The following is a 15,667-nucleotide window of genomic DNA, read 5'->3' on the forward strand; positions in this document are numbered from 1 at the left end:
TGTCCTCATCGACGTTTTTACCGTAGTTGAGCTAGGGATGTGCAACTTGCCGCCCCCTGCCGCTTACATTTGGCCTTCTTCCTAATTATCTTCTGAATGTTCTCCCCCCGCCTAAAAATTGGCTCCTATGCCGGCCTGGTGGCCGCCGTATTTGGGCTGGCGTCTTATCGCTTCTATGAGCACAGCGGCCCTGGGGCAGTGCCCGGCAAAGAGCAGGTGCTCGTCGGCACCATCGTGCAGGGTCTTTCGCAGGCGCACTACCAGCCCGAGCGCATCGACGACGCCTTTAGCAAGCGCGTGTTTGACCTGGCGCTCAAGCGTTTGGATTACCGCAAGAAGTTTCTGCTGCAAGCCGATATCGCGCAGCTGACGAAATACCAGACCGATATCGATGACGAAACCAAGCGCGGCACGCACGAATTTCTGGACCTGAGCACCAAGCTCATGGCCGAGCGCACCAAGCAGATGCAGGCGTTGGCGCACGAGATTCTGGCCCAGCCGTTTACGTTCGATAAAGACGAGACGATTCAGACCGATTTTGAGAAGACGACCTTTCCTGCCAACGCCGCCGACCAGCGCGAGCAGTGGCGCAAGCTGCTCAAGTACGAAACCCTGGTGCGGGTGGCTGAGATGATGGACGAGCAGGACAAGCGCCACGACCGCTCCCGCGTAGCCAGTATTTCGAAGGAGCCCGTGACCGCCGAGCCCGACCGCAGCCCCGCCCAAATGGAAGTGGAAGCCCGCAAGCGCGTGCTGAAATATTACGATGAGCAGTTTGCGGACCAGCCCGACCCTAGCGAGGTGCTGACCAACTATGCCAATGTCATTGCCAATACCTACGACCCACATACTGAGTATTTCGCGCCGAAAGACAAGGCCGAGTTCGATGCCCAGCTTACCGGGCAGTTTGAGGGAATCGGGGCTTCGCTACAAGAAAAAGATGGCCTTATTTATATTGCCGACATTATTCCGGGCTCCGCTTCGTTTCGGCAGGGCGAGCTCAAAAAGGGCGACGCCATCTTGCGGGTAGCCCAGGGTGCGGCTGAGCCGGTAAGTGTGGAGGGCTGGCACACGGCCAAAGCGGTGCCGCTCATCAAGGGTAAGAAAGGCTCGGAAGTGCGCCTGACGGTACGTAAAGCCGATGGCTCGACCAAGATTATTGCCATCATCCGCGATGTGGTGGTGATAGAAGATACGTATGCGCATTCAGTCATTATCAATGACCCGAGCGGCGTGAAAATCGGCTACCTGCGCCTACCCGCCTTCTATGCCGACTTCAACGACAACGGCGGCCGCTCCTCGGCTCAGGACGTGAAGAAAGAGTTGGCCAAGCTCACGGCCGAAGGCGTGAAGGGCGTGGTATTCGACCTGCGCACCAACGGCGGCGGTTCGCTCAACGATGCCGTGGAAATGGCCGGCCTGTTTATGCCCAGCGGCCCGATGGTGCAGGTGCATGATAACCGCGGCGTAACCCAGGTCCTTAACGACAAGGACCCGCGCGTGCAGTACAGCGGCCCGCTCGTGGTGCTGGTGAACAAGTACAGCGCCTCGGCCTCCGAGATTCTGGCCGCCGCCATTCAGGACTACAAGCGCGGCATCATCATGGGCTCGGCCAGCACCTACGGCAAGGGCACGGTGCAGCGCATCATTGACCTCGATGAGACGCTGCCCACGGAGCTGGCTTCGCTCAAGCCGTTTGGCTCGCTCAAGTTCACGATGCAGAAGTTTTACCGCGTCACCGGGGGTTCGACTCAGTTCAAGGGGGTAGCCTCCGATATCGTGCTGCCCGATGTGCTTTCGTACCTCGACCAGGGCGAGAAAGAGTCGGACTACCCGCTGAAGTGGGACGAAATCAAGCCCGCCGGCTACCGCCCCTGGGACGACCAGCCCAACTACGCCAAGCTGGAAGCCAACAGCAAGGCCCGCGTGGCGGCCAGCCCGGCCTTCCAGCAAATGACGGAGCTGGTGCAGAGCCTGCGCAAGCGCAAAGACGAGACCGTGGTTTCGCTCAAGCTCGACAAGTTCCGCACGCTGCAACACCAGCTCAAGGCGGAGTCGGACAAGTATGAAGCCATCCAGAAGACGGCTACCCCCCTCGCGCTGGCTCCCCTGGCGGCCGACCGCACGGCCCTCGGCGGCGATTCGATAAAGGTGAACCGCTCCATGCGCTTCACCCGCGGCCTCAACAAGGACATCACCCTTGGCGAAGCCGTAGCCGTTATCAAAGACGAACAATAATCGCGGATTGAGCGGATGGCGCTGATTTATTTGGCGCTGGTGTAGTGCAATCGGGTTCTATTTTGAAGCTCCTGAGCCGTTGGCTCAGGAGCTTTTTTTGTCGTCAGCTTCTGCGTCTTCTGCGAAAACCTCTGCGTCTTCTGCGGGCTAAAAACACCTGCGCAGAGCCACTAATAAATTTAGTAAATCATCTAAAAAATAATTAGCAAACCGAAACTAAAATTCCTGGTAAAAGCGTTAACCTGGTATGACAATGACAACCGAAGCCCGCATCATTCCGCTCATTCCGGCCGAGACGTATCCGGCTCCGGTAATGGCCATTTCGCCCGCCGAGGCGGCGCTTACTCCCGAGGAGCAGGAGCAACAGCGCCTGGCCGACGAAACCTGGCGCCGCTCCATTCCGGCCCAGGTGTTTCTTAACTATTTCTCGGCCCTTAGCTCCCACATTCAGGAGGGCGAAAGCCCGTTGGGTGGGCTGGCGCACACGCCTTATTTCCGCCAGCACCAGGCTGAGCTGACCGAGGCCGACGCGGCCGCGCTCACCAAGCTGTTGCATACCTGCTGGAGCACTGAGTACGCCTTGCGCGCCACCGCCGAGCTGGGCGATGAGAGCTTCCTGCGCAACGCCCTGCACTGGACTTTCCCGCAGGCTTACCACACCATTCAGGTGGGCTTGCAGGCCTTCCTTTATACCACGGGCGTGCGCACCAACAATGCGCAGGTGGTGCGCCGCGAGGTGGGCCGGCTGGTGGTGAAAAACGCCTACCCCCGCCCAGTATCGTTTTACGCCGCCGGGGCCTACGGCGACTTTAGCATTCACCGCCTGCCGCTGGCGGGCTATAAGGCCGGCCTGCACATTGCTTCGCAGGAGATTGACGCGCAGGCCCAGATTGGCCAGTTTTTGCGCACCACCCGCAAGCAGAAAGCCATTACCACGCGCCAGCAGGTGCAGGCCAATTCGAACACGGCCATCCGCAGCCAAAAAACCGGCAAGCCCCTTGATAAGTGGACCGGCGCGCACTGGCAGCAAATTACCTGGCGCCTGGGCTACACCACCATCTTCGACCTGCTGGGCCGCCTGCGCATCTCGCAGACCAGCCGCGAGATTGAGCGCTACGTGGAGGCCGACATTGATTTCCGCCTGTTCCACAGTTCGTTGCTGAGCATCGTGAGCTACCTCAACGGCGTGCACGAAGCTTATGTAGCCAAGGCGCTGGGCTTGGCCCGCTACGAGCAGCTGGTGCGCGAGCTGCCGGCCCACTTGCAGCATGGCTTCGTGCAGGAGCGCCTGCGCACCCGCGTGCAGCCCGCCATCCTGAGCACCGAGCCCGAACCGGAGCTGAAAATGGCCGCCTAAATCACGGATTACGCGGATTTTAGCGGATTTCACGGATTTTGTGGACGATTCAGCCGCCCCGGTTCGGGGCGGCTTTTTTGGGCCGTACTTTTGCGGCCTGTTTTTGGGCTCATGCCCGCCTCCACCCAGTGGCCAAACGGAGTAGCATTGCACGAGCAGCGCCAGCTGAATCGTCCACAGAATCCGTGAAATCCGCTAAAATCCGCGTAATCCGTGATTCTGAGCGAACAAGAAATTCTGCGCCGTCATAAGCTCGATGAGCTGCGCGCCCTGGGCATTGAGCCCTACCCTTCCGAATTGTTTGATGTCAATTTTTCGGCCCAGGAAATCCAGGATAACTACTACCCCGAGCTGAATAACTTTCAGGAAGTAGTGCTGGCCGGCCGCCTTATGTCGGTGCGCGTGATGGGCAAGGCATCATTTGCGGAGCTGATGGACTCGTCGGGCCGCATTCAGCTCTACGTGAACCGCGATGAGATTTGCCCCGGCGAAGACAAGACGCTGTATAACACGGTGTTCAAGAAACTACTTGACCTAGGCGACTTTATCGGCGTGAAGGGCTACGTGTTTAAGACACAGGTGGGCGAAACGTCCATTCACGTGAAGGAATTGATGCTGCTGGCCAAGGCCTTGCGTCCCCTACCCGTAGTGAAAACCCGCAAGGACGAGGCGACCGGCGAGGAAATCACTTACGACGCCTTCACCGACCCCGAGCAGCGCTACCGCCAGCGCTACGTGGATATGGTGGTGAACCCGCAGGTGCGCGACACCTTCATCAAGCGCACGCAGCTGGTGCAGGCCATGCGCAACTACCTGAACGACAAAGGTTATCTCGAAGTAGAAACCCCGATTTTGCAGCCGCTCTACGGCGGCGCGGCGGCCCGGCCCTTCACCACGCACCACAACACGCTGGACATGACGCTCTACCTGCGCATTGCCAACGAGCTGTACCTCAAGCGTCTCATCGTGGGCGGCTTCGACGGCGTGTATGAGTTCTCGAAGGACTTCCGCAATGAGGGCATGTCGCGCTTCCACAACCCCGAGTTTACCCAGATGGAACTGTACGTAGCCTACAAAGACTACAACTGGATGATGGACCTGGTGGAGGAAATGGTGGAACGCGTGGCCCTGGCCCTGCACGGCAAAACCGAAGTGCAAGTGGGCGAAAACATCATCAATTTCCAGCGCCCCTGGCAGCGCTACACCATGTTTGAGGCTATCGAGAAATTCACGGGCGTAGCCATTGGGGAGATGGACGAGGCGGCGTTGCGCGAAACCGCCGCCAGGCTCAAAGTGGGCCTCGACCCGAGCATGGGCAAGTCGAAAATCATTGACGAGCTATTCGGCGAACACGTGGAGCCCAAGCTCATTCAGCCCACGTTTATTACCGACTACCCCGTCGAAATGTCGCCGCTCGCCAAGAAGCACCGCGACCACCCCGGCCTGGTCGAGCGCTTCGAGGCCATCTGCAACGGCAAGGAAATCTGCAACGCCTTCTCCGAGCTCAACGACCCCATCGACCAGCGCCAGCGCTTTGAAGACCAGCTGGAGCTGGGCAAGCGCGGCGACACCGAGGCGATGGTGCTGGACGAAGACTTTCTGCGCGCCCTCGAATACGGCATGCCGCCTACGGCCGGCCTGGGCATCGGCATCGACCGCCTGAGCATGATTATGACCAACTCGCACTCCATCCAGGATGTGCTCTTCTTCCCGCAGATGCGGCCCGAAGCAGGGGGGTAGGCCCGGCGGCAACCCAACGAACGGCTACGAAAAAGGCCCGCTACCAAAGAATGGCAGCGGGCCTTTTTTACAAAAGCTACAATCGAAAACTACGTTGGCAGCCAGAAAAGTGTGATGGAAGAGGATTCCGCCGCCGCGCATTCCCGAAAAAAATTGCGCGCCCTACCCCCTGCCAAACCTTCGGCCTTAGTCCAGGTCGGCGCTATAGTCCTCATCGCCAGCCACCGAGCGGCCGTTGCCCGCGCCGGCGGGGGTAGCGAGGTCGCCGGGCTCGGCGTTGCTCATGGCAGTGAGCAGCGCATCGGCGGCGTGCAGGTCGGGGTTGGCGCTGGCAGCCGCCGGCGGCTCTTGCAGCTTGCTTAGGGCAGTCTGAGCTTGCTTGCCCAGGTCGGCCCACCACTTGCGGGCCGATTCGCGCAGGTCGTGGCGGGCGTCTTCGCCCGTTTCGGGGGCCAGTAGCAGGCCGGCCACAATGCCGGCGGTGGCGCCCGCCAGCAGCGAGACGATAACTTTTCCGTTGTCAGTAGGCATGGGTAAACTGAAATTTAACAGGGAGTGTGAGATAAAAACCCTGTTGCAGCAAACGGGAAAGTAACCCTGACGGTTAGCCCTGGTGCTAAAAAAGCCCCACGCCAGCGGCGTGAGGCTTTTTTACTATCAAAAAGAACCAAGTAGTTTACTTAGTGGCGTCTTTTGCGGCGTCAGCCCCTTTGTTGGCGGCTTCCTTTGCGGCATCAGCCCCTTTGTTAGCGGCGTCTTTCACAGCGTCAGTGCCTTTGTTGGCGGCGTCCTTTGCCTTGTCAGCCAGGTCGTTGCCTTTGCCCGACAAATCGTTAATCATTTTCGTGATTTCCGCTTTGCCTTTGCCAAGCTTGTCCTGCAGCTTGCCTACCAGTTCGTCGCCTTTGCCTTCGGCAAAAGTCAGGTCCTCATCCGTGAGCTGCGCGTATTGCTGCTTCAGCTTGCCCTTGATATCGTCCCAGTTGCCTTTGATATTAAGGCTGCCACCGGCCCCCAGCACGCCCATATCTTCGAGCTTGTCGCTTAGGCCTTTGAACTTGGTTTCGAGGTCGGCACTGTATTTATCGAACTGGTCGCCCAGCTGATTGCTGTAGCCTTTAGCGGCGCCTTTCCAGTTTTCGAGGGTAGCCGTGCCCTTATCGGGGGCCAGCAAAATGCCGGCAATAATGCCAGCTCCAGCACCAGCGAGGGCGGCAATCAGAATTTTGCCTGAGTTGTTATCTTCTTCGCGATACGACATGAGAAGGAAAAGAAAAATGTGGTAAGGTGGATTGGTCGGAGAGGGCAAAGCGTGTGCCACTGCCCCAGCGTTTGGGTTCTATACGGGTGACGGAGCGCCGGGTTCGGGCGCACCGTCATTTTCTTGTCCCAGCTGGCTGGCTCATTCAGTGTCAAGGCCTTACCTTACCAGCCTTCTCAGGAGTTTTCAGCTATGCCTTTACCCATACGCTACAGCAGCATTTGCCTGCTACCCTTGGCCAGCCGCCTGTTGCCGGGTGCCTGCTGCGCGCGGGTAGCTGCGGGTGCCCAGCCTTAATTTCGCGGCGTCATTTCTCCCTTGTTCTCATGGCTTCCGAAAAAAAATATTTCCGCAACGCCCAGCCGTTCCGCGTTCCCACCACCGATGGCAAGCTCATTGAAGAGCATATAGGCCTGGCCAGCACCCACACGGCCCAGTATAGCGTGGCCCACATGGTGGCCCCGCCGCAGTGGAGCGAGCCGCACCAGCGCCCCGAGTTTGACGAAATAACGATTGTGGTGCGGGGCCGCAAGCGCTTCGAGATAGAGGACGACGTAGTGGAGCTGCAGGCAGGCGAGTCGCTGCTGATTCGGGCGGGGGCCCGCGTGCGCTATTCCAATCCGTTTGAGGCGGAGTGCGAATACTGGTCGGTGTGCGTGCCCGCGTTTAGCCCGGACACCGTGAACCGGGAAGAATAAACTGGCGACTTTTGGTTATAGCTTTATAAAAACCCAAGACAATTTTCCGTCGTTTTTCCAATAAAAGGTTCCAGAACAGCGCATTATTTATTTTCAGTAGCCTCTCAAACCAGGAGATTACGCTGGGCCGTATGTGCACAACGCCCTACCCCCCAGCTAATGAAAGTGCTACAGCCAGAAGACGAAAGCGAGCTGATAACCCGGTTATACGCCCGCGATGAGACGGCAATGGCTCATTTCTACCAGCATTATAAGCGGGCGCTCTACCACACCATCTGGCGGATTGTTCGGCAAGACGAGGTGGCGGAGGATTTACTGCAGGAGTGCATGGTAAAATTCTGGGTGGCCTTCCCCACCTACGATACCCGCAAGGGCCGGCTTTTCACGTGGGCTCTGCAAATTGGCCGCAACCTGGCCCTCGACTTTCTGCGCGAGCAGCGCCGCAAAACGCAGCTCACCTCGCCGCTTACCGAGGAGGTTACCAGCAACCGGGCGGCCCCCGTTAGCTTTTATCCCGAACACATTGGGGTGCGCGACTGGCTGAACCTGCTGAGCAGCAGCGACCGCCGGCTGCTGGAGCTGCTCTACCTCGAAGGCTATTCGCAGTCGGAGGCGGCGCAGGAGCTGGCCATCCCGCTGGGCACGGTTAAGACGCGGGCGGGCCGCATTATCCGCAATCTCACGCGCGTGGTTAACTAAGCTTCTCGCAACGGAGCGGCGTTGGGCTTGCCGGATAGTTTTTGGGCATAAAAAAAGGCCGCGCCACCCGGCACGACCCTTTCCAAACCCGGACGCAGCGAGAATTCCCACCCAGCGCTGGTCCGTGGCTCCAACCCAGGGGCTAGTGCCGGAACAAAAGTTCGCGGTACTTCACCAGGGGCCAGTCCTCATCGGCCACCAGCAGCTCAAGCTTGTCGGCCGCGCGGCGAATCACCGCGAATTTTTCCTTTACCTCGTCGCAGTACGCGATGGCGCGCGTGCGGGCATCCTCAATCTTGTTGGCTACTTTGCGGGCTTCCACCATCGCGTCCACCGTCGTTTTGATGGTCGATACGTAGCGCGAGATGGATTTAATCATCTCCACCGTCACTTCGCTGTTTTCGTCGTCGAGGCCCAGCTCACGCAGGCCGCGCACGTTCTGCACCAGCTTGTTTTGATAGGTGAGCGCCGTGGGAATAACGTGGTTGATGGCGAGGTCGCCGAGCACGCGGCTCTCAATCTGGATTTTTTTGGTGTAGTCTTCCAGCAAAATCTCGTGGCGGGCGTGCAGCTCTACTTCCGAAAGAATGCCGTGACGGGCAAACAGCTCGGCGGCATCATTGCGCACCATCGCATCAAGGGCCAGCGGCGTAGTGGGCACGTTGGCCAGGCCGCGGCGGGCGGCTTCGTCCTTCCACTCGTCGGAGTAGCCATTGCCTTCGAAGCGAATGTCCTTGGAAGAAATCACGTAGCTACGCAGCACATCCACGATAGCCACTTCCTTCTTTTTGCCCTGCGCAATCAGCTCATCCACTTCCTGCTTGAAATCAATAAGTTGGTCGGCCACAATAGCGTTGAGCGTAGTCATGGCCGACGAACAGTTGGCCGACGACCCTACGGCGCGCAGCTCAAATTTGTTGCCGGTGAAGGCAAACGGCGACGTGCGGTTGCGGTCCGTATTGTCGAGCAGAATAGCCGGAATCTTATCAATACCCAGCTTGAGGTAGATATTATCCCCTTTGTCAAGCGGCAGCTTGGCGGTGCGCTCTAATTCGTCGAGCACGCCGTCGAGCATCGAGCCCAGGAATACCGACATGATGGCGGGCGGCGCTTCGTTGGCCCCGAGGCGGTGGTCGTTGCTGGCCGAGGCGATGCTGGCGCGCAGCAAGTCGCCGTAGCGGTGCACGGCTTTCACCGTAGTAATAAAGAAGGCCAGGAACTGGAGATTTTCTTTCGGCCGGCGGCCGGGGGCCAGCAGGTTCACGCCAGTGTCGGTGCTCATCGCCCAGTTGTTGTGCTTGCCCGAGCCGTTGACGCCGGCGTAGGGCTTCTCGTGCAGCAGCACTTTAAAGTTGTGCTTCAGGGCCACGCGGTCCATCACGTCCATCAACAGCTGGTTGTGGTCGATGGCCAGGTTGGCGTCTTCAAACGTGGGGGCGCACTCGTATTGGTTGGGCGCTACCTCGTTGTGGCGGGTGCGCAGCGGAATACCCAGGGCGTTGGCTTCTTCCTCGAAGTCGAACATGAAGGCGTGCACGCGCGGCGGAATCGAGCCAAAGTAGTGGTCTTCCAGCTGCTGACCCTTGGCCGAGGCGTGGCCAAACAGGGTGCGGCCGGTCATCACCAAGTCGGGGCGGGCGTCGTAGAGCGCTTTGTCAACCAGGAAGTATTCCTGCTCGATGCCGAGCGTGGTATTCACGCGCTGCACGTCTTTGTCGAAGTACTGGCACACATCAAGAGCGGCTTTTTCCAGCACGGCCAACGACTTGAGCAGCGGCGCTTTATAGTCGAGCGCCTCGCCGGTGTAGGCCACGAAAATGGTGGGGATGCAGAGCGTTTTGGCCCCTACCGTTTCGATGATGAAGGCGGGCGAAGTGGGGTCCCAGGCGGTGTAGCCGCGGGCCTCGAAGGTGTTGCGAATGCCGCCGTTGGGAAACGACGAGGCATCGGGCTCCTGTTGCACCAGCGCCGAGCCCTTGAAGTTCTCAATCGGCCGGCCGTCGGAGTTGAGGTCGAAGAAGGAGTCGTGCTTTTCGGCGGTAGCGCCGGTGAGGGGCTGAAACCAGTGCGTGTAGTGGGTAGCACCCTTGGCCATCGCCCACGTTTTCATGGCGGCGGCCACGGCATCGGCCACCGAGCGCTCGATGGGCGTGCCATGCTTAACGGCCGATTGCAGCTTCTTGAAATACTCGCCGGGCATGTTGGCCCGCATGGCCTCCTGGTTGAACACGTTTTGCCCAAACGAGTCGGACCGGCGGGCGGCCAAAGGCTTTACCGTCAGCGCCTGGCGCTGGTCAACGAGTTCGAGGGCTTTGAAGCGAAGAATGGCCATACTGGCAGGGTAAAATAATAGGAGAAGTGGCTTAGGATGGGCAAAGGTAAGAAAAAAAACGCTTTTTTGGATAGACACCTCGCGAACAGGACGGCACTAAAGCTAAAAACGTATTTTTATTCTCGCTACCCCCCAACTTTTACCATGTCTTTTCTGAAATCATGTTATTTTTAGAGAATATTACTGAATTTTCTTGAGTCAGCCCGAAAAGAGTCTTCTCAGCCAGCGGAAGAGGATATTCCGGAAAACTACGAACAAGCACATAATACAATGATAATCAGCGTTTAATTCTCTTCATCACCTATTGGCGGCGACTCGAATAGTTTGCCTGCGCCAGGAGCGGCTGACGCCCCCTACCCCGGCAAGCCGATACCTTTGGGGCTATGCTACATAATTTGGTTAGCCGCATTCGCCAGTTTCGCCGCCAGCGGGGGCAGCGGCAGCAACGCGCCAACCTGGACCACACCGACGCGGCGGCGCTAGCCACCCAGGCCGCGCCCGACCCCACGCGCCTGCTGCTGGTGCGCAACGACTCTATCGGCGACTACCTGCTCTACCGGCCCTGGCTGCGCCGCCTCAGCGAAGTGGCGCGGGGCCGCGGCCAGCGCATCACGCTGCTGGCCAATGCGCTGTGGGCCCCGCTGGCCCGCGCCTGGGACGCCGACCTGGTGGAGGCAGTGGTGGCGGTGGATTTTGGCCGCTTCATTACCGACCTGGCCTACCGGGCCGAGGTGCTGCGCGGTGTGGGCATGGTAGGTTTTGGCGAGGTGGTGTACCCGCTGCACGTGCGCGAAGCGGCCGTCGAAAACTTCATCCGCTTTATGCGGGCACCGGTGCGGGTGGCCAGCCAGGGCGAGCACCGCACCGGGCCGTGGTTTGAGGTGCTTGACGCGGGCTACACGCGGCGGCTGCCTACCACGCGCGCGGTGCTGTTTGAGTACGACCGCAACCGCGAGTTCTTCGAAAACTGGCGGGCGGGCGGGGGGCTTTCTTCCCTAGAATTATCCGCCGCCGAGCCCCCTACCCCCCTGCGCCTGCCCGATGCCGTGCTGGCCGCCGGCGCGGCCGAGGCCGCCACCAATGGCCCCTACGTGGTGCTGTTTCCGGGGGCCAGCGCCCGGCAGAAGCGCTGGCCGGCCGGCCACTTCGCGCAGTTGGCCGGCGCGCTGCACCAGCGCTATGGTAGCTACTACCGGCTGGTGCTGGCCGGCAGCCCCACCGATGCCGCCGATGCCACGCGTATTAGTAAGGCGGCCGGCCCGGCCGTACCGCTCGATAATCGCTGTGGGCAAACCAACCTGCCCGGCCTGGCCGCGCTGGTGGCCGGTGCCCACCTGCTGATTAGCAACGATACCGTGGCCGCCCACCTCGCCGCGCAGGCCGGCACGCCCTGCCTGGTGCTGCTGATGGGCGAGAATTACGGCAAGTTTTTCCCCTACCCCCCCCATTTACTGCAAGCGCCCTGCCGCTGCCTGTTTCCGCCCAGCCAGGAGGCCCGCTTCGCGCGAGGCGACTTTACGCCGCCAGCCACTGACCCCGATATGGGCCAGATTGCCCCGACGCGGGTGATGTTCGCAGTTGGTGAAATGATGAGGTGGTGAGATGGTGAGTGGTGAGAGAACGTCATCTCACCTCCATCGTACCTTTGCGAGCTTATGACTCCCCAAACCGTTGCCTTTTATACGCTGGGCTGCAAGCTCAACTTTTCTGAATCGTCGGCCCTGGGCCGGCAGTTTGAGGAGCGCGGCGTGCGCCGCGTCGAGTTTGAGCAGGGCGCCGATGTGTACGTCGTGAATACCTGCTCCGTCACTGACCACGCCGACCGCAAGTGCCGGCGGGTGGTGCAGCAGGCGCTCAAGCACAATCCCAAGGCCTTTGTGGCCATCGTGGGCTGCTATGCGCAGCTCAAGCCGCAGGAAATTGCCAGCATTCCGGGCGTGGGCGCGGTGCTGGGCGCGGCCGAGAAGTTTCGGCTGGCCGAGATTCTGACCGAGCTGGAACTCCCTACCCCCGGCGCGGCGGCCGGGCCGGGCCGAGTGTTCGCCTCGCCTATTAGCGAGGCGCACGAGTTTCATCCGGCGCAGTCGCTGGGCGAGCGTACGCGCACGTTTTTGAAGGTGCAGGATGGCTGCGACTATTCGTGCTCGTTCTGCACCATTCCGCTGGCGCGGGGCGCGAGCCGCTCGGGCAGCGTGGCCTCGGTGGTGGCGCGGGTGGAGGCATTGGCCGCGCAGGGCGTGCGGGAAATCGTGCTCACGGGCGTTAATCTCGGCGATTTTGGCGTGCAAGGCCCCGAGCGCGAGCGGCGCGAAAACTTCACCCAGCTGGTAGAAGCCCTGGACCAGGTAGCGGGCATTCGGCGCTACCGCATCAGCTCGTGCGAGCCCAATTTGCTCACCGACGAGATTATTCAGACTGTGGCGGCCTCGCGGCGCTTCATGCCGCACTTTCACTTGCCGCTGCAAAGCGGTTCCGATAAGATTCTGGGCCTGATGCGCCGCCGCTACCGCCGCGCCCTCTACGCCGAGCGCGTGGCCCGCATCAAGGAGCTGATGCCGCACGCCGGCATTGGGGTGGATGTGATTGTGGGCTTTCCGGGCGAAACGGAGGCCGACTTTCTGGAAACCTACCAGTTTCTCAACGAGCTGCCCGTCAGCTACCTGCACGTGTTTCCGTATTCGGAGCGGGCCAATACGCTGGCTCCTACCCTGCCCGGCCGGGTGCCCGAGCGCGTGCGCTCCGAGCGCACCACCCAGCTGCGCAGCCTGTCAGAAAAGAAGAAGCGCGCCTTCTACGAGCAGCACGTGGGCCTCGAAACCGAAGTGCTTTTCGAAGACGACGTGACCGCTGGCCGGGTCGAAGGCTACACGCCCAACTACATCCGCGTGGCCGCTAAGTACGACCCGCTGCTGGTGGGCGAAATCCGGCCACTACGCCTCACCCAGGTAAACGCGCTGGGCCTGATGGAAGCGGAGGAAACCGGAATCACGGATTACGCGGATTTTAACCGGATTTCACGGATTTTGTAGACGACCTTATCGGTCCTTACTTAAACTGGTCGAATTGAAAAGGGACGCTTGGGTAGGCGGCCCTTTTTACGTCCACAAAATCCGTGAAATCCGCTAAAATCCGCGTAATCCGTGATTTAGATGGCCCGTTGCAGCACGGCTACCAGCTGTTGCATCAGGGCCTGCTGCTCCAGCAGGTGCTGGTTGCGCTGCTCGGCCAGGGCCAGCTGGTGCTGGAGGTATTGAGTTTGCAGCGCGGCCGTGAGGTAGGCGGGGTCGGGTGAGGGAGGTAGGGCCACATGCGGCGCGGGCGGCGTGGCAGCCAGCGAGGGGGGTAGGGCTGCGGGCAGCGTGGCGGCCGGCGGGGGGGGTAGGGCCGCAACCGGGGCAGAGAAGCTGGGCACCGGCGGAGCGGTGGCCGACACCCCGGCCGGCTCGGGGGCGTGGACGGCTTGCGCAGCTGCCAAAGCCACCGTGGCAGCCACATCGGCGGGCTGCAACAGTGAAGCGGGGCCAGCAACATGGCGGCGCGGCGGGCGTGCTAGCTCGGCCAGGTCGATGGGTTCAAAAGCGGACGCCGACGGGGCGGCGGGGGCTTCCTGAGCGGGCAGGGCAGGCGCATCGGAATCGAGTAGCATGGTGCCTTCGCCCATCAGTAGCCAGTCTTTCGACACATTTGGATAAGTCTCGAATACCTTGCACAGCAGGTCGTAACCGGGCTTATTGCGCTCATCAACCAAGTGCTGAATAACCGTAGCCGTCTTGTCCAGCGACTGCGCAAAGGCGTTTTTACTCAGTCCAAGGTGCTGAATAAGTTGGGTAAAGCGTTGGCCAATGGAAGCAGGGGTAGGCATTTGCACAAATGAAAAGTTGCACAAATGTAAAAGCTCCGACTGACTTACGTCAACCGGAGCTTTTACAGCGTTCACTACATCAATCCGCGAAATCCACCCAATCAGCGAAAATCCGCGATTTATTCGTAGCGCAAACTGTCAATCGGGTCCAAGGCTGCCGCCTTGCCGGCTGGGTACGAGCCCGCTAGCAGGCCCACCGTAATACAAATGGTGAGCCCTACCCCCACCCACAGCCACGGCACCAGAAACGACTTGCTGCCCGCCAGCACGGCCACTGCGTTGCCGGCCCCAATGCCCAGCAGGATGCCGAACGTGCCGCCCAGCACGCAAATGACAATGGCCTCCAGCAAAAATTGCAGCCTTATTTGCCGGGCGGTAGCACCCAGCGCCTTGCGAATCCCGATTTCGCGGGTGCGCTCCGTCACCGACACCAGCATGATATTCATGAGGGCGATGCTGGCCCCGAGCAGCGCCAAAAAGGCGATGGAGCCGCCCGCCAGGCGCATCTTGCCGCTGAGCGAATCGAGGGTGCCGCTGAGCGAGTCGGGGCTTTCGAGGTCGAAGGAATCTTCCTGGCCCAGGCGGTCGTGGCGCACGGCGCGCATCACGCCGGTGGCCTGGCTTTGCAGAAAACCCAGCCCGGCAGCGTTAGCAGTGGCCGTTTTCACGTCGTAGGTGAGCGCACCCTGGCGGGGCAGCTGGTTGCCGGTTTCGAGGGGCACCAGCAGCAGGCGGTCGGCGCCGGAGCCGCCCATCGTGCTGCCGCTTTTTTCGAGCAGGCCCACCACCCGGAAGCGCTGGCCCAACGCATATATATACTGGCCCACGGGGTTAAGCTGCGGGAAGAGCTTGTCTTTCATCTCACTCCCGATAATGGCCACGTGGGCCCCGGTATTGAGCTCAGCGGGCGAAAAAGTGCGGCCCTGAGTTAGCGTGTAGCTCTGGATGTGCAGGTAGTTTTCATCACCGGCCACCACCTGCATGTTGGGGTTGGTTTTCTGGCCGTTGGCCTTGATTTCGGCACTGCCGCTGATGGAGGCCGACACGCCTACCACGGCGGCCGGCTCGCGGCGGGCCAGCTCTTTCTTGTATAAAGTGGCCTGCAAGTAGCTGAGCGCCGGGTACTGCTTGCCCTGCACGCCGCCCCGCCGGAAGCGGTTGCCATAACCTTTGGCCTTGATTTCGAAGGCATTAGCGCCCAGGCTGGCGAAGGTGTCGCCGAGCGAGCTGCGCATGGCGTCGATGGCCGTGAGGATGCCCACCAGGGCCATCAGCCCAATGCTCACGATGAGGGCCGTGAGAATGGTGCGCAGCAAGTTGCCACTGATGGAGCGCAGGGCCTCGCGAATATTTTCCAGGTAACTCATAAAAATCGCGGATTGACGCGGATGGGGCGGATTTCGCCGATTCGGACGGCGTGAGGGGGGTAGGGCGGCCAGCCGGTCCCGAATGTGGCGGCCGGCCCGTACCTTGAACTACG

Annotated in this window: 11 protein-coding genes and 1 pseudogene; 7 read left to right on the plus strand and 5 right to left on the minus strand. The window is 60.5% G+C overall.

Annotation, left to right across the window (positions count from 1 at the left end):
• Window positions 1–96 precede the first annotated feature (96 nt).
• The 3 genes from A0257_03665 (at window position 97) to A0257_03675 (ending at window position 5,335) form a co-directional block, all read left to right on the plus strand.
• The gene (locus A0257_03665) at window positions 97–2,238 is read left to right on the plus strand and encodes a tail-specific protease (protein ID AMR26280.1); all 2,142 of its coding nucleotides are present in this window, start codon (window positions 97–99) and stop codon (window positions 2,236–2,238) included.
• Window positions 2,239–2,551: 313 nt separating this feature from the next.
• Window positions 2,552–3,595 (plus strand): hypothetical protein, encoded by a 1,044-nt coding sequence (locus A0257_03670; protein ID AMR29613.1) that lies wholly within the window; start codon window positions 2,552–2,554, stop codon window positions 3,593–3,595.
• Window positions 3,596–3,808: 213 nt separating this feature from the next.
• The gene (locus tag A0257_03675; protein AMR26281.1) at window positions 3,809–5,335 is read left to right on the plus strand and encodes a lysine--tRNA ligase; all 1,527 of its coding nucleotides are present in this window, start codon (window positions 3,809–3,811) and stop codon (window positions 5,333–5,335) included.
• Window positions 5,336–5,521: 186 nt separating this feature from the next.
• Here A0257_03675 and A0257_03680 read toward each other — a convergent pair whose 3' ends face one another.
• Together A0257_03680 and A0257_03685 are read right to left on the minus strand one after the other, a co-directional pair.
• The gene (locus tag A0257_03680) at window positions 5,522–5,866 is read right to left on the minus strand and encodes a hypothetical protein (protein AMR26282.1); all 345 of its coding nucleotides are present in this window, start codon (window positions 5,864–5,866) and stop codon (window positions 5,522–5,524) included.
• 295 nt (window positions 5,867–6,161) lie between these two features.
• Window positions 6,162–6,362: pseudogene (locus tag A0257_03685) on the minus strand (hypothetical protein).
• A gap of 560 nt (window positions 6,363–6,922) precedes the next feature.
• Here A0257_03685 and A0257_03690 point away from each other — a divergent pair.
• Complete coding sequence (locus A0257_03690; protein AMR26283.1) at window positions 6,923–7,294, plus strand: cupin; 372 nt, start codon at window positions 6,923–6,925, stop codon at window positions 7,292–7,294.
• 159 nt (window positions 7,295–7,453) lie between these two features.
• Entirely contained in the window at window positions 7,454–7,993 is a 540-nt protein-coding gene (locus A0257_03695; GenBank protein ID AMR26284.1) for a hypothetical protein, read from the plus strand.
• A gap of 142 nt (window positions 7,994–8,135) precedes the next feature.
• Here the strand turns inward: A0257_03695 and A0257_03700 are convergent, their stop codons facing one another.
• The gene (locus A0257_03700; GenBank protein ID AMR26285.1) at window positions 8,136–10,325 is read right to left on the minus strand and encodes a glutamine synthetase; all 2,190 of its coding nucleotides are present in this window, start codon (window positions 10,323–10,325) and stop codon (window positions 8,136–8,138) included.
• 383 nt (window positions 10,326–10,708) lie between these two features.
• Here A0257_03700 and A0257_03705 point away from each other — a divergent pair, with 383 nt between their 5' ends.
• Window positions 10,709–11,926 (plus strand): hypothetical protein, encoded by a 1,218-nt coding sequence (locus A0257_03705; GenBank protein AMR26286.1) that lies wholly within the window; start codon window positions 10,709–10,711, stop codon window positions 11,924–11,926.
• A 54-nt stretch (window positions 11,927–11,980) separates the two neighbouring features.
• Window positions 11,981–13,354 (plus strand): tRNA (N(6)-L-threonylcarbamoyladenosine(37)-C(2))-methylthiotransferase MtaB, encoded by a 1,374-nt coding sequence (locus A0257_03710; GenBank protein ID AMR26287.1) that lies wholly within the window; start codon window positions 11,981–11,983, stop codon window positions 13,352–13,354.
• A gap of 116 nt (window positions 13,355–13,470) precedes the next feature.
• On the opposite strand, the gene A0257_03715 is transcribed toward A0257_03710, so the two are convergent.
• Both A0257_03715 and A0257_03720 read right to left on the minus strand, forming a co-directional pair.
• Window positions 13,471–14,187, minus strand: coding sequence for a hypothetical protein (locus tag A0257_03715; GenBank protein ID AMR26288.1), 717 nt, complete (start codon window positions 14,185–14,187; stop codon window positions 13,471–13,473).
• A gap of 119 nt (window positions 14,188–14,306) precedes the next feature.
• Window positions 14,307–15,554 (minus strand): ABC transporter, encoded by a 1,248-nt coding sequence (locus A0257_03720; GenBank protein ID AMR26289.1) that lies wholly within the window; start codon window positions 15,552–15,554, stop codon window positions 14,307–14,309.
• Between the last annotated feature and the right edge of the window lie 113 nt (window positions 15,555–15,667).

It is taken from the genome of Hymenobacter psoromatis, assembly GCA_001596155.1.
Lineage (GTDB): Bacteria > Bacteroidota > Bacteroidia > Cytophagales > Hymenobacteraceae > Hymenobacter.

Bases quoted from the DNA above. Each gene is read 5' to 3' on its own strand.
- A0257_03710 (AMR26287.1), top strand. From the start codon at position 11,981: ATGACTCCCCAAACCGTTGCCTTTTATACGCTGGGCTGCAAGCTCAAC.
- A0257_03715 (AMR26288.1), bottom strand. From the start codon at position 14,187: ATGCCTACCCCTGCTTCCATTGGCCAACGCTTTACCCAACTTATTCAG.
- A0257_03695 (AMR26284.1), top strand. From the start codon at position 7,454: ATGAAAGTGCTACAGCCAGAAGACGAAAGCGAGCTGATAACCCGGTTA.
- A0257_03720 (AMR26289.1), bottom strand. From the start codon at position 15,554: ATGAGTTACCTGGAAAATATTCGCGAGGCCCTGCGCTCCATCAGTGGC.
- A0257_03690 (AMR26283.1), top strand. From the start codon at position 6,923: ATGGCTTCCGAAAAAAAATATTTCCGCAACGCCCAGCCGTTCCGCGTT.
- A0257_03680 (AMR26282.1), bottom strand. From the start codon at position 5,866: ATGCCTACTGACAACGGAAAAGTTATCGTCTCGCTGCTGGCGGGCGCC.
- A0257_03670 (AMR29613.1), top strand. From the start codon at position 2,552: ATGGCCATTTCGCCCGCCGAGGCGGCGCTTACTCCCGAGGAGCAGGAG.
- A0257_03700 (AMR26285.1), bottom strand. From the start codon at position 10,325: ATGGCCATTCTTCGCTTCAAAGCCCTCGAACTCGTTGACCAGCGCCAG.
- A0257_03705 (AMR26286.1), top strand. From the start codon at position 10,709: ATGCTACATAATTTGGTTAGCCGCATTCGCCAGTTTCGCCGCCAGCGG.
- A0257_03665 (AMR26280.1), top strand. From the start codon at position 97: ATGTTCTCCCCCCGCCTAAAAATTGGCTCCTATGCCGGCCTGGTGGCC.